This window comes from Halopenitus sp. H-Gu1 (assembly GCF_041821145.1).
GTDB lineage: Archaea > Halobacteriota > Halobacteria > Halobacteriales > Haloferacaceae > Halopenitus.
In genome coordinates this window covers 54,519-67,557 of the sequence record NZ_JBGUBC010000007.1, presented here as the reverse complement: position 1 = coordinate 67,557, position 13,039 = coordinate 54,519, and the positions used below count along the sequence as shown (strand labels likewise).

General features: G+C 57.0%; 11 protein-coding genes and 1 pseudogene. 8 read left to right on the top strand and 4 right to left on the bottom strand.

Annotated features, from left to right (window positions below; genetic code table 11):
- Positions 1-42: 42 nt before the first annotated feature.
- On the bottom strand, positions 43-1,230 hold the full coding sequence (locus ACERIT_RS07130; RefSeq protein ID WP_373674151.1) for a sodium:calcium antiporter: 1,188 nt from the start codon (positions 1,228-1,230) through the stop codon (positions 43-45).
- 69 nt (positions 1,231-1,299) lie between these two features.
- Positions 1,300-1,695 carry a universal stress protein gene (locus tag ACERIT_RS07125; protein ID WP_373674150.1) on the bottom strand — a complete coding sequence of 132 codons (396 nt, stop codon included), beginning with the start codon at positions 1,693-1,695 and terminating at the stop codon, positions 1,300-1,302.
- 178 nt (positions 1,696-1,873) lie between these two features.
- Between ACERIT_RS07125 and ACERIT_RS07120 the strand changes: the two genes are divergently transcribed.
- The 7 genes and pseudogenes from ACERIT_RS07120 (at position 1,874) to ACERIT_RS07090 (ending at position 10,550) form a co-directional block, all read left to right on the top strand.
- Positions 1,874-2,077: a hypothetical protein gene (locus tag ACERIT_RS07120; protein ID WP_373674149.1), complete on the top strand. Its 204-nt coding sequence runs from the start codon at positions 1,874-1,876 to the stop codon at positions 2,075-2,077.
- Between the two features lie 226 nt (positions 2,078-2,303).
- Entirely contained in the window at positions 2,304-2,888 is a 585-nt protein-coding gene (locus ACERIT_RS07115; RefSeq protein ID WP_373674148.1) for a TetR/AcrR family transcriptional regulator, read from the top strand.
- The gene (locus ACERIT_RS07110) at positions 2,885-4,375 is read left to right on the top strand and encodes an MATE family efflux transporter (RefSeq protein WP_373674147.1); all 1,491 of its coding nucleotides are present in this window, start codon (positions 2,885-2,887) and stop codon (positions 4,373-4,375) included. The genes ACERIT_RS07115 and ACERIT_RS07110 overlap by 4 nt, the downstream gene beginning before the upstream one ends.
- 263 nt (positions 4,376-4,638) lie before the next feature.
- A pseudogene (locus ACERIT_RS07105) lies at positions 4,639-4,764 on the top strand (hypothetical protein); the annotation flags it as partial.
- Positions 4,765-4,932: 168 nt separating this feature from the next.
- Entirely contained in the window at positions 4,933-7,053 is a 2,121-nt protein-coding gene (locus ACERIT_RS07100; protein WP_373674146.1) for a hypothetical protein, read from the top strand.
- Between the two features lie 384 nt (positions 7,054-7,437).
- Complete coding sequence (locus ACERIT_RS07095) at positions 7,438-9,216, top strand: hypothetical protein (RefSeq protein WP_373674145.1); 1,779 nt, start codon at positions 7,438-7,440, stop codon at positions 9,214-9,216.
- Positions 9,217-9,371: 155 nt separating this feature from the next.
- Positions 9,372-10,550: a hypothetical protein gene (locus ACERIT_RS07090; protein ID WP_373674144.1), complete on the top strand. Its 1,179-nt coding sequence runs from the start codon at positions 9,372-9,374 to the stop codon at positions 10,548-10,550.
- Positions 10,551-10,664: 114 nt separating this feature from the next.
- Here ACERIT_RS07090 and ACERIT_RS07085 read toward each other — a convergent pair whose 3' ends face one another.
- Together ACERIT_RS07085 and ACERIT_RS07080 are read right to left on the bottom strand one after the other, a co-directional pair.
- Positions 10,665-11,006 (bottom strand): type II toxin-antitoxin system PemK/MazF family toxin, encoded by a 342-nt coding sequence (locus ACERIT_RS07085; RefSeq protein ID WP_373674143.1) that lies wholly within the window; start codon positions 11,004-11,006, stop codon positions 10,665-10,667.
- A gap of 3 nt (positions 11,007-11,009) precedes the next feature.
- Entirely contained in the window at positions 11,010-11,468 is a 459-nt protein-coding gene (locus tag ACERIT_RS07080; RefSeq protein WP_123538967.1) for a helix-turn-helix domain-containing protein, read from the bottom strand.
- A gap of 140 nt (positions 11,469-11,608) precedes the next feature.
- Between ACERIT_RS07080 and ACERIT_RS07075 the strand changes: the two genes are divergently transcribed.
- Complete coding sequence (locus ACERIT_RS07075) at positions 11,609-12,886, top strand: hypothetical protein (protein WP_373674142.1); 1,278 nt, start codon at positions 11,609-11,611, stop codon at positions 12,884-12,886.
- Positions 12,887-13,039: the final 153 nt, after the last annotated feature.

The window sequence follows — 13,039 nt, the reverse complement described above, 5'->3', positions numbered from 1 at the left end:
GACGAAGAAGAGAATCCGCCGTAGGCCAGAGCGGGCGTCAGTTCAGTGAGTGCCACCGACGCTAACGCCGAGATAAAATACGTGATATAAAACAACGACGATGAACAAGGCGTACAAGAGGCCACCAATGAGAAACGGAAGCGGATTCATATCCATCTCTCCGGCCGACCGAGCGCGAATGTAGAGTATTCCGCCACCGACGAGTGCTAATACCGTCGATAACGCGTTCAGAAAACCCGTCGTTCCCCACGTCAGCGAGAGATTCCACGAGGTGAACAGAATTCCGAGCGTCACTGGAACCGTGCTCTGGAAGGCCATCGCGCCGGTGATATTACCGATCGCGAGCGTATCTTTATCCCGCGAAATCCAGATGATACTGTTGAGCTTCTCGGGCAGCTCCGTCGCTAGAGGGGCAATCAGCAACGCAAGCACAGCGGTCGGAAAATGAAGCACCTCCGCCGAAAAATACTGAACCTCGGTAACAAAGAGCTGCGCACCCCCAACGATGAATACGAGCGCGACCACCGTCTGCAGAAATACGAGCCCACGATGTGGATCACCACCATGATTGCTGTTTGATGTGGCCGACGATAGAGCGGCTTCACCGCGTTCGAGGAGCAACCCTATGTACAGCGATTCAAGGCCCTCATCTTCGATAAGCTGGCCGGTCTGTAGTGAGCGATAGACGTATACGAGATAGAGTCCGACAAGCGCAGCCCCGAACACGTAATCCACGGGAAGAGGGCCAATTGAGAGATGTGGCGGAAGCAGTGCTGCACCCAGCGCCAAGGAGTATCCGACGAGAAAGATTCCGAGATCACGACGGGTTGCCGCTGCGTTGAAGGAAAACTGTCGCCCATGCAACCGGCGGTCAGAAAAGTAGAGGACACTTGCACCAACTAAAAATAACGCTATTGTTGCAAGCATAAACGGAGCCCCCAGAATTGCGCCGACGCCTACATGCTCGGCAGCGGCTTGAGACCCCGTCAGGAGACCCTGCACGATCGCGATGACTGGAATCATGGTCTCGGGGAGGGCAGTCCCGACCGCGGCGAGGATCGACCCTGTGGCACTCTCCGAGACACCCAGCCGATGCCCGAGCCATTCGACACCGTTCGTGAAGACCTCGGCACCGAGTAATAACAGGAGAAACGACGCGATAAGCAACCCAAGATTCTCGACAACCCGAAGGCTGACCGACAGTGGCAGCTCGAGCGATCCACCGAACATCACCTCTGCGTTCTGTATCCCGTCAGTTAAGCGGTTCTATATCGGTAGTTCGCGAGTGCCCACAGCCACTCAGGGAACGACAGTAACAGGAACAGAACCAGCCTCAAGGACAGTTTTCGCTGCACTGCCAAGAATGAGTTCCCCCACGGCACCAGTCCCATGATGACCCATGATCACCTGGTCGTACTCGCGGTCATCGACGAGCTGCAGAATACGCTTCCCGATGTGCGTCGAGGACCGTGGTTCACTTACCCGAGTATCTGTGATGACCTCTGTCTGGCTCTCAACCCCGGCCGTCGTGAGAATCTCTTCCGCAGCCTCAATAACGTCGTTTGTCGCCTCGGTGCGAACATCCGTGAAATGAACCACATCAATCTTCCCAGTGCGGGCTGTGGCAACATCGACTGCGTGCCTGAGTGCACGACGGCTACATTCGGACCCGTCTATCGGTACTAACACATGCATAACCGAGCAGAGAACCCGACCGGCTAAAAAACGATGGCACCGAGAATCCCAAAACACCGTCCGTGAACCGGGGCTCTGCGGTCGTCTCTCATCGGGGTGTCCACTCGTACCGCGTAGGGTATCAGGCCCGTTCGTACTGGACACAACCCTTTCCTCGCGGGCTCGTCTACGTTCTCGCATGAGTCTTGATGATGGGATTCGTGAGCGTGTTATCCTGCTCGGCGGGAAGGTCGCTGGAGTTGATTGCCCGCACTGTGAGTTCACGAGTCGCGACATCGATCTGGCCCCATTCGCACCTACGGACGTTGACTGTCCAGAATGCGGAGCAACTATCCTCACTGAGAGTGAAAAACAACAACTCCAGAGCGCTCACAAACTCTGAATCGAAGTCATCCTCGGTACTCTTAGGTGCCCCCAGATGTAGTCTTCAGTCGGGGGTTGACCAGGTATCACACCCGAAACTTCGTAGTGAGGTATTCAACCGGTCAACCCTCATTACTGACGAGAGCCAGTACCGACCATCCGAAGTTCGGTAGGTTCGTCACCGCAGTGATTATCTTTGATATCCCAACCCTTTTGACTAACTAGTTAGTAAGTTTGGGTAGCGAATGAGTACAGACGCGTCTGATGAGATTATGGAGGCGACCTACCGGGCACTCTGTAAGCACGGCAACGCCGACTTGACGATGCAACGAATCGCAAATGAATCGTCGATGTCGACGGCTGCGTTCCACTACCACTTCGAGACCAAAGAGGAGCTACTGAACGCGTTTCTCGACCATCTGCTCAGTCGATTCGAGGAGCGATTGGCCTGTGAAGCCGGCGACCCACGTGAGCGACTCGCTGCGTTTCTGGATGCGGTCTTCGAACCCGCTGCAACCGCCGACAGTGACTTCCCAATCGCACTGTTCGAAATCAAAGCACAGGCACCGTATCAGGACACTTATCGAGAACGGCTCATCGAGATGGACGAGCGGATGCGAGACGTCGTCGCAAACGCTGTTCGTGACGGTATCGAGGCCAGCCACTTCGACACCGTCGACCCGGCCACTGTCGCCCGCTTCGTCATCACGGCAATCAACGGTGCGCACTCACGCCAGGTCGCACTCGACGAGGATCCGACCGAAACGCGACAGCTCGTCGAAGACTACCTCGAACAGCAGCTCGGATGGACGCCAGGGGTGGTCGCGTGAGTCTCTTCAAGGGCCAAGAGGAGCTTGACCTAACAGAGGGTGGCATTATCAAACCACTCATCTTCCTCTCGCTGCCCATCGTCATTACGAACCTGATGCAGACGGCGTATAACCTCGCGGACACCTTCTGGCTCGGCCAGTACTCGACGGAGGCGCTTGCGGCCATTTCATTCGGCTTCCCGATGGTGTTCCTACTCATCTCACTCGGCATGGGATTGTCGGTGGCTGGCAGCGTCCTCGTCGCCCAGCATACCGGTGCCGACGAGACCGAGAAGGCCGAGTACGCTGCCTCCCAGACCGTCACATTCGCGTTCCTCGCCTCGGTGATTCTCGGCGCGGTCGGTTACCCGTTCGTTCGACCGTTCTTGGATTTCCTCGGAGCGTCGCCAGACGTCCTCCCGGGCGCGACCGCCTATATGCAGGTTGTTGCGCTTGGTCTCCCATTCATGTTCGGGTTCTTCGTCTTCATCTCGCTCATGCGCGGGGCCGGAGACACGCTCACCCCGATGTTCGTCATGTTTGGGACCGTCGTCCTCAACGTCATCCTCGATCCCTTCCTCATCAACGGGTGGACCGTTATACAACACGCCCCGGTCGTCGGGACAATCGGGTTCCCCGAACTCGGGATTCAGGGAGCAGCCATCGCGACGGTCTTCTCCCGAAGTCTCGCAATGCTCGTTGGCGTCGCGATCATGGTGTCCGGCACCCGAGGCATCCAGATCCACGTGAGCGATATGAAACCCGACTTCCGCTATCTGCGGAAGATCCTCCGAATCGGTGTGCCGGCGAGTATCGAAGGCACGGGACGGGCGCTGTCGATCAACGCATTGTTGCTCGTCGTTGGACTGTTTTCGACGCCCGTCGTCGCGGCGTTTGGAATCGGAACCCGTGTCTTCTCGGTGATCTTCCTCCCCGCCATCGCTGTCGCACGCGGGGTCGAAACGATGACGGGCCAGAATATCGGCGCTGGCAAGTACGACCGGGCAGAGCGAGCGAACCACGCTGCTGCGAAAGGACTATTCGCCATCCTCGCCATCGTTGGCGTTCTTATCTTCTTCGTCCCGACGCCTATTATCAGCGTGTTCACCGATGATCCTGCCGTCCTGAGAGAAGGTGCGACTTTCCTGCGGTACGTCGCGCTCTCGTTCGGCTTCATCGGCATTATGCGGGCGTTCACCGGCGGCTTCCGGGGCGCAGGCAAGACCCTGGTCGCCGCAGCTATTTCACTCCTCACGCTCGCCGGGATTCGTTTGCCGATTGCGTACATTGCCTCGCAGTTCCGACTCTCGTTGCCGTACGTTCCCACGCAGTACATCTTCGGCGTGCGTGGGATTTGGGTTGCATTCTTCATTTCGAACGTTGCTGGTGCGGTGATTGCGTGGCTGTGGTTCATCCGTGGGACGTGGCGTGAGGGTGATGTGCGGGGTCCCCTTCGTTCACCGGGGCCCAGCTCCGACGACGCAGAGACAACAGTCTCAGACGACTGAGAAAGCACAACTCGAGAATTTCCCGGGGCGCGTTTCCAGACGTGAAAGCACTCTCAAGTCCTCAAAACGGCACGATTTTGTGACGGTGATGGGTATATTCGGCAAAGCCAAACCCCATCCTATGGTACCCCAAAAAGTGGCAGTTAGAACGATTCGTCTCCGATTCTGCTGGATGGACGCCGAGTAACGGAAGACCAGCCTCTACAAATTCGCTCCATGCACCCAAGAATAGATTACCAGCGACCGCAGAACGATCCTAACAGATGGTGGAGTTAGCCTTCGCTGCCGCACGAATTGCAATCGCCCTGCTTCTCGTGTTTCTGAACGGGTTCTTCGTGGCCGCTGAGTTCGCGTTCGTGCAGTTGCGGCCGGCAGCGGTCGAAACGCTTCAAACGTCCAATTACCACTCCCACGAGTAACAGCTCTACTGTCTCTCAACCGCGGAAAACACTTTGTCGTCAGACCATCTATTCGCAGGTGAGTTCGCCCCCTATGCGGCCAGTAGCCCTCGAAGCAACCAATATCCGGGTTACTATCCAGTCCCGGAGTGGTGATGTATGACCTCCCGGTTTGATACCCCTGCGGGGGAACAAGACAACCCCCGCCCAGCCGACGAGCCTTCGTTGACGATCACTAGGGCTACACCTCGGCAGTTTTCCAGCCTCTTCGTCGCCTTCCTTCTCCTTTCGAGTGTCTGCTTCTCTACGATTGCGGTAGTCGCGACCAACGAATCCAACTCTACCGCACAACCGCCGGTTGACGGGAATGCTCGTGTATTTGTCGCGAGTGACCGCGATACGGAGGCTCTCGGCATTCCGGGTGGCGGTCGTGGTGGCATCCTCCTCCAGTATGTTGTGGAGGCCAACGCGTCGACTGAAAATCTCTCTCGCGCAGTCGACACCTACACGCTTACGACCAATCCAGAGACGCGCGTCCGTATTGATGGCTCACCCCGGACACTGCAGGAGTATCGCCTTGACCAGCTAGCGGGAGTCGAACGAACAAACTCAACGAGTCGGTGGCCGGCGAGCGCACCGGACCGGGAGGATAGCCTATTCATCAAAGACGGCTTCATCGCGTATATGGGTGCGACCAGCGCTGCCGAAGTGACCGCCCCGGGAGCAGAAACAAACGGCACTTATCTAATGGGGCCAGACGGGCGTGTCCTTGAGTACGTTGACTACCGCGTCGCCCTCCCAGAACCAAATACGACCACCCGCCATGTCCGCGAAACAAAGGACGTCACCCTCAACATCCCTGCGCCGGAGGACAACTCGTCGGACGACGTACAGACCGTCACCAAGACAGTTGAGTTCGAGACGCTCGACGGTCACACCATCACACGTACCGTCAGCGCCACCGGTCGTGGCCCGCTAACCGTAAATCGCTCTGTGACGGCCGTCGTCGGCGGCTATCGCACTAACACCACATACGATCTCGCCTCACAACGGGTTGAGCGTAACCTCAGCATCGACGATCAGACGTGGTCGAAACACACGACACCAGAAACATCGGCACGAGAGGCCCGGTATATCGACTACGCAAACGCTCCCCCTTCGGATGGTGAAGGGCAACATCTAGAGCTTCAGGCGACGATCAACGTCACCGCGGAAGTCACCACTGATCACTATTTCTACCATCCGCACAACGATACATGGACGTACACTCACACGGAGGTCAATGCCACCTATGATGAGCTCATCGTTACCGACGATCGGCCAGTCCACGTTGTCCCACCAGACAGCGTCTCGATTTCCCAGCGCGTAATTGAGGAACCACACGATAGCCGCTCCATCGTCCTCTCTATCGAGGGCCCGGAGCATCTCTCTGAGCGGGCACTCTGGAGTTGGGCCGCCTTCAACGTAGAAGGAGACTCGAATGCCAGTTCCCAACGCCTAACGAACGTCTGGCAGGTCTACGGTGTCCGCCAGTACCGCTGGGGTGAAACAACGTCGAACTGGGACCCAGACCCACAACGTACGGAGTTCCCACCAACACTTGCCCTCCGACTCACTGCTCGACAACCGTCCCCAAGTGTTGAGGCCGTCGGAGAAACGGATGTGTATCGTCACGGACGGGTGACGGATCTCCGCCAGCGCACTGTTCCTGGCGTCTCGAAGCGGGCGACCCTGGCGGAAAATGTGAATCTCACTACGGCGACCGCCAACCAGACCTCGAGAATTGTCATCAGGGACGCCCCCGGTCAGATCACCTCAGTACCGTCGGTCTTCGGGGATGAAATACCCGTCTCGACAACAGAGGTCACCTCGATGGAGGATTCGTCGCTCACCTACACAGTAATTCCGCCGGAAGAAGGGGAAGAAAACGAGCCGCCGGAACTCAGACTCCGTCTTACTGGCCCAGACGGAACTCCACTCCCGGATCGGAAACTGATCTTGACCGGGGCGATCGAATCCTCCGTCACTACAAACGACAACGGTGTCGCCTACGCTACGTTCGATAGTGCGACGATCACCGCGCGCTTCCCTGGTGACCCATACACAGAGAATCACGACATCTACTACTCGTCCAGCCACACAACCGCGATCTCTCCCGGAAACGGGAGCCTGATTGTTGATCTCTGGACGTTCTTTTTACAGCCAGTACAGGCCGCTCTCCTCTCGCTGGCTGTGAGCGTAGGCTTGCTCGTCGGGGTCGGCTGGTATACCATCAAGTAGCCATCCCTCGCAGTATTCTCTCAAGACTGACGACACCCACTTCTGCGTCATTCAGCCAGCCTTACGAACTTCAGTTGACGATGAGATCGTAGCGTGACTCACTGTCCTCGGTCAGTGGCTATCTCCGATTGGTTCGGGGGTAGAAGTTTTAGGTATTGGACAACATATCTTGACACAGCGATTCACATGGAGCGCTCTCCAACCACCCTTAGTAGGTGGCTCTACCGTGTCGGTCGCCGTCTTCGCCATCGAAAGTCTGGGGACTCAACAGAAGCCTCCGCAACGGAACCATCGACGTCATCCAGTGTCCTCTCGGCCAAAGTTCAAGATCGTCTCTTGGGTGTCGCACCCACAGCTCAACAGACTGCTTCCTCCACTGCGGCAATGGCTGCCCTCCCGATCATTCCGCTATTTAATCCTCTTGACCCAGAGGATTGGTTCGAGGGGATCGTCAACACGCTCGCGACCGGCTTGACGAACGTCCTGGGCGAGGTTTTCGTGGGCATGGTCCAGGAGTTTCTCGTCATCGACCCGTTGTACTACCAGGAAGGAGCGAATGCAACTTTTATACAGAATCTCCAGTACTCGCTGATTCTCTTTCCGACTGTCATCGTCCTCGGGACGATCGCGGCACTCTTTTCGGAAGCCCCAGAGGGCTCCTATTTACGGCAGGGTATCCGTATTGTTAAGGCCCTCTTCGCACTCGCTCTCATCCGTCCATTCCTCCACGTCGCGGTCGTCTTCACGAATAGCGTTACGAAGCTCGTGATGCCCGAGACTTACGCGGTCTCCCTCGCCGGCCCCGCCCTCAACAACGCCATCGGCGATTTGATGGGCTCGGCTATCGCCGCTGTGCTCGTTTACCTCGCCGCCGGTACAATCTCTCTCATCGCTATCGCTCTTGTTGTGATGATCCTCTTCCTCCGCATTTTTATGATCCATCTCGTCTACACCGCTTTCCCGATCCTGCTTGTTATGTGGTACACCGACTGGGGACCACTTCGGTACGCGAACGACGTCGCTATGTTTGTCTTCAAGGTCACAGCGTATCTCCTCCTCGCGGGGCCGCTCGTCGCGCTCGCTCTTCAGACCGGCTGTAGTATGTCTGCCCCGGACATCTGTGTGGCTAACGCGAGCGGGGCTCACGGCCCAGAAGCACTCACTGCCGGAATTGACGCATCGCAGAATAAGCTCGTCCTTTGGAAGCGGTTCCTCGGCTGGCTTTCCGGCCTCGGTCTCGCCGGTTTCGTCGGGATCCAGGCCCTGTCGATGGGTGGGAGTTCCGCCGGTCATCTTCTCGGGTTTAGTGGCCTGAGTGCGTTACGCGGCGGTGGCAGTGGTAGTCCGTCTTCGTCCGGAGGTGGTGGTGGCGGAGGGGGTGGCGGTGGCGCCGGACAGCACACCCTCCGAAACTTCGGTGGCGGTAGCGGAACCGGCCCAAAGGCGTATGGAGCGGCTGGCTCAGCAAAACCCGAATTCCACCCCCGACAGGCAGCTAGTTCGGCGAAAACTAATCTGAAACAACGTGTCTCGTCGGCACGGGATACTGCACGGAGTAACGCGCAGCGCGCCTACCGTGGCGTAAAATCACGGAAAGAATGGATGAGTCAGGCTACGTGGGGACAGGGCGCTCGAGCTGGGGCCGGATTAGCAGGCGGTGGCGTGGCGCTCGGCGCTCGTGAGGCGAAAGCGGGTGTGAGCCACGTGAAAAATAATCTCAACGAGCCGATTGCGAATTGGCCCGGTCACGCCTATCGGCGGGTGAAGAACGGCGATTGGAACCCACCGAATGACGATCTGGGGATAAGTACGGAAAGCGAAGTGGCAGCGGATAATGAAGTGTTGGCACTACCTGAGGGTAATCCGCCTCTTCAGGAGGGTGAGACGTTGAACCCCGAGTATGAAGACAGAGCACTCGATCCCAAGGAAGCTCAAGCGGTTGCTGGCGGGTCCGACATCGAACAGGCGAATCCGCATTCGGTCAACGAATCAGTCCAAGCTTGGTACGACCGCGTGAAGGCAAAGGACCAGCAAAAAGTGGAGGCGATGCGCCCTGACCTCATCAATCGAGATGTCTCCCCGCCTTCCTCCTCACCATCGGAGGAACAAATCCAGGAGTCCGTCGACGACTACGTCGATAGAACCCGCAACACAGACTCATAACGATTCAACCTGAATCCCTCCACTGGTACCGAGTCCCCTCCAGGATCACATTAGAACCAGTAATTGACCATTCTATGCTGTTGCTCGAGGGGCGTGCTTCCCGGCTGATATTTTAAATAGCAGAACGCGGTAGATTAGTACAGAAACACAAACACATGGGTTCCGAAACGACCACCGCCCGTCGCGTGCTGGCGACTCTCCCTAGGCACCCACTCTCGATCTCGGATTTCATCAGCCTCCAAGCACCCGATAGTTTCGAGTCCCCCTCCACCTTGAACGGAACCGACATTCACACCCGAGTCGACAACTCCAACATCCAAAATCTGGGCGGCGTCGTCGCTATCGGTGATGACTGGGTCGACCGTGAGGGCATCGTTGGCTTCCGCTTCATCGCCGGAAACGCTTGGTTCGGTGTCGGCTTCGAACCAGAGACTGGCTGGACTATCCTCACCGAGGACTCCATCGACGAGAAGTTCTCGCAGGCTATAGATGATCGTATCGCGACTTGGGCGACCACCTTCTACGAGGAGGAAACCGCCCGGCCGTCGTTCTATGATACTTTCGCGGCCGCCTGTGTGTCCCAGCTTCCACCGCGCCCGCTCCAGCACGGTGAACTCGGGGAGATACTCACCCCTGGGGGGATTTACCAGGAGTCCTTCGTTGAGGTGGTTCCCGTTCCCATCATCCAGATCGAACACACCGACAAGGTCATCGCCTTTTTGATGAAGGTTACTGCCCCTGATCGGTCCGGTCACGTCGTTGGGTATGGGTACCGCCTCCACACCGACGGCGTCTGGCGCAAGGTATGGGCTGACATCATCCCCGGCGAAGCGACCGAGGAAGTCGGTCTCCGTGATCGGCCAGTCGCCACTCTCATCGATGACGCCAATCAGGATTACTTGAATGAGATTGACTTGCTCGTGGAGCCTCCGGCCGATCACATCCAGATTGAGGTCTACATCGATGTGATGTCACCAGAGCCAGCACCCGGTGGTATGTGGACTGCGGCATCTGACTGGTTCCCATCTATCGAGTACGGTGCTCCCATCGTGGGCCTAAATACTGATGAGAATCCGGGCGAATTGACTGTCGTCGGCTACCTCGAGGGAACGGAGACCGCCGTTTATGTCGGTCTCAACCGCCAAGATGACACGTGGGAAGAGATCATCTCTTTCGACCGCCCCGCCGACAAACGACAGGACACGGAAGTTGTCAATACTATCGACGGCTGGCTTCAAAGCCAGTACGGCGCGCTCGTTGGGCCGTCGCACCACCCGCTCATCCAGCTCACCGACTGGGAGTCGAAGGTTCCCGACCTCTTCGCGTCCGATTGACCTATCCGAGCGTAACAACTTCATCGTAGCCGCGATCGGAAGGGAGCTACTGAGCAGTCGGCGCGTCAGAGATGTGGCGTATGGGGTGATATCCTGTATCGGAACTAGGCTGTCCTACCTCTTGAGAACCATTGCTGCGAATGCTTTTGCGAGCCGTCTCATAGTATCTTCACCGAATCTGGCGTGGACATCGCGGATATCGCTATGGTCGACTTGTTTGGTCGCCCACGGTTCTACATAGGAGCGTTTCAATAACTTCCCGACTTCAGGTTCCTCTTGTTCAACGGTGACGGCGTAGCGATTCTGTCCGTATTGTTCGCTTCCGGTCATTGCTGCGACCGAATAGAGCTCACCGTGGTCAGGACAGTCTTCGTCGGAGATGATAACGACTGGACGAGATGGCCGCCTCTCGTATGGATCTGAAATAGATACAACGTGTCCGTGTTGATAGCCCATCGATTACTCCTCTACGGCATCCTCTTCAAGCTCTGCGATGATCTCTCCTGCTTCGTCTTCGGCAGTTGGTTCGTGCGTTTCGTCAGTTCCTGACCTCCCGTTCGGGTCAATGCTTGGAACTTTTTCTTCCCATCCTTCTTCAGCGTAGGCGTCATCGGTAGGTGCAGACTCGAAGAGCTGAACGACTGAGTCGAGAGATTCGAGCCGCTGCTTCAGCTTCTCGGCTCGGTCTGGGTCGACGTAGTAGGCACCTTGTGACCGTTCGACGAGCCCCTTCTCGAAGAGCCGCGTCATCGTCTTCGATGCGCTTGATTTACTGATATCGGTCTGGTCTGCGATTTCGCTTGGCGTGAAACCGTACTCACGGTGAGAGAGCAAGAAGCGGAGCGCTTCGTACTCATTCGTCTCTGGTTTCACGGGGAACGGTTCGTCGTTTGTTAGTTCACGGACGTGGATTGGCATCGTTGTCACTACTTGTCACCGTGTGTCATTAAGACTTTCGCAGGACGCGCCGCATTGACGTCGTCTTCTAAGTACTCTTCAATCTCTATTGGGGAGAGAATTTTTAGGCATTCACGACACGTATTCACACAAGACGTCCCATGAAACGGTATCCAGTAGCCGGCCAGTTACTCGAGCATCGCCTCTTCTTCGGACTCAGCGTCAGCGATCTCGAAGTCGGCGTAATCCCACTCGCTGGTATCATCCTTGCGTCCGGTATCAACAACGTCTTCGAGCCCTCGTTCAGTGGGCTACTTACTATCGGAAGCGGGATTCTCGGTCTCCTCGTCGGCTTGTACGTTCTCTGGCGAACACCTGCCGGTCAGACCCCTCGCGAGTGGCTCTTCGGGGCTGCAAAACACATCGTGGGCCCGGATCGCTATCTCTGGCAACCCGTCGAACGCGGTCTCGTTTCTGGACAGCACCTTGACGACATCTGCACCCTCCATTCTAAGGATTCCGACCCCTCGGACGACAACAGTGATCCGGACCCAGAATCCTCGTCCTCGAGTGCCCCCCAGCAGTCCGCCTCAGATGATAACAGCGGTCAGCAAATCGTCACTGACGGCGGGCAGATGCACTCTCGCGAACGCCCACAGCGCGACCCGAGCCAGTACTACCACCAGCTCACGCAGGAGGAAACAACAACGCAGGCGCAACTAGCTTTCGAGTACGTTCGCGAAGACGGTATTATAGTCACCGAGAGCGACAATGCGGAACCCGCGTACGTCGGCCTTGTTCACATCACCCCGACGAGTTGGCTTTCCCTCGACGATGAAGGACGCCAGTCTACGATCAACGCGTACGCTGATGTTCTCCGTGGAATCTCTTACCCCTTCCAAGTGCTCGCCCTTCCTCGTGAATTTGACCTGACGACGCACTTCGAGGAGATCGAACGTGCAGCCTACGAGGCTGAGGATCCGCCAGACATTATGCAGCTTGGTCGGTCGACGTACATCGACTGGCTCAACGAGTCGGTCGGTACCCGGCGAGTCAAAGTCCGTGATTTCTACATCGCCGTTAGGGTCGAAAGCTCGCACGTCCGAGAACAGTCTTATGGCCACTCTACAGACGTTGTTTCGGGATCTCTCTTCCAGCGAATTGTCGGCTGTGTCAATTCTGTCACCTCCTCAGTTCGTTCTCGGATCGGCTCGAATACCGACGACGACGTCATCGAACGACAGTGTATTTCTGAAGTTAGAAGTCGGCAACACGAGTTTGCCGAAGCACTCCCCAGGACCGGTGTTCAGACCGAAGTGATGGACGACCGGGCAGACGTTCTGGACGTCCTCTACCGCTACTACAACCACGCCGACTCACCACTCGACGAGTATTCTCCCAAATCCTACGCGGAAGTTCTCCCACCTCGCCGGCCGTAGTGATTCCCGACCATCCCAGCATCTCTACTTCCATCTTCTCGACTGTTCCTGCGGCACTTGAGGTAGGACCACTGCCAGCGTTACCCCACGAGTGAATTATCTCTGTAGTTTGTGGGGTAACTCGCTGCCCTCCCTCAACCCACTTGTCGAAAC

Coding starts and splice junctions, on each gene's coding strand:
- ACERIT_RS07075 (WP_373674142.1), top strand. CDS start 11,609: ATGAAACGGTATCCAGTAGCCGGCCAGTTACTCGAGCATCGCCTCTTC.
- ACERIT_RS07095 (WP_373674145.1), top strand. CDS start 7,438: ATGGCTGCCCTCCCGATCATTCCGCTATTTAATCCTCTTGACCCAGAG.
- ACERIT_RS07090 (WP_373674144.1), top strand. CDS start 9,372: ATGGGTTCCGAAACGACCACCGCCCGTCGCGTGCTGGCGACTCTCCCT.
- ACERIT_RS07125 (WP_373674150.1), bottom strand. CDS start 1,695: ATGCATGTGTTAGTACCGATAGACGGGTCCGAATGTAGCCGTCGTGCA.
- ACERIT_RS07080 (WP_123538967.1), bottom strand. CDS start 11,468: ATGCCAATCCACGTCCGTGAACTAACAAACGACGAACCGTTCCCCGTG.
- ACERIT_RS07130 (WP_373674151.1), bottom strand. CDS start 1,230: ATGTTCGGTGGATCGCTCGAGCTGCCACTGTCGGTCAGCCTTCGGGTT.
- ACERIT_RS07115 (WP_373674148.1), top strand. CDS start 2,304: ATGAGTACAGACGCGTCTGATGAGATTATGGAGGCGACCTACCGGGCA.
- ACERIT_RS07100 (WP_373674146.1), top strand. CDS start 4,933: ATGACCTCCCGGTTTGATACCCCTGCGGGGGAACAAGACAACCCCCGC.
- ACERIT_RS07085 (WP_373674143.1), bottom strand. CDS start 11,006: ATGGGCTATCAACACGGACACGTTGTATCTATTTCAGATCCATACGAG.
- ACERIT_RS07120 (WP_373674149.1), top strand. CDS start 1,874: ATGAGTCTTGATGATGGGATTCGTGAGCGTGTTATCCTGCTCGGCGGG.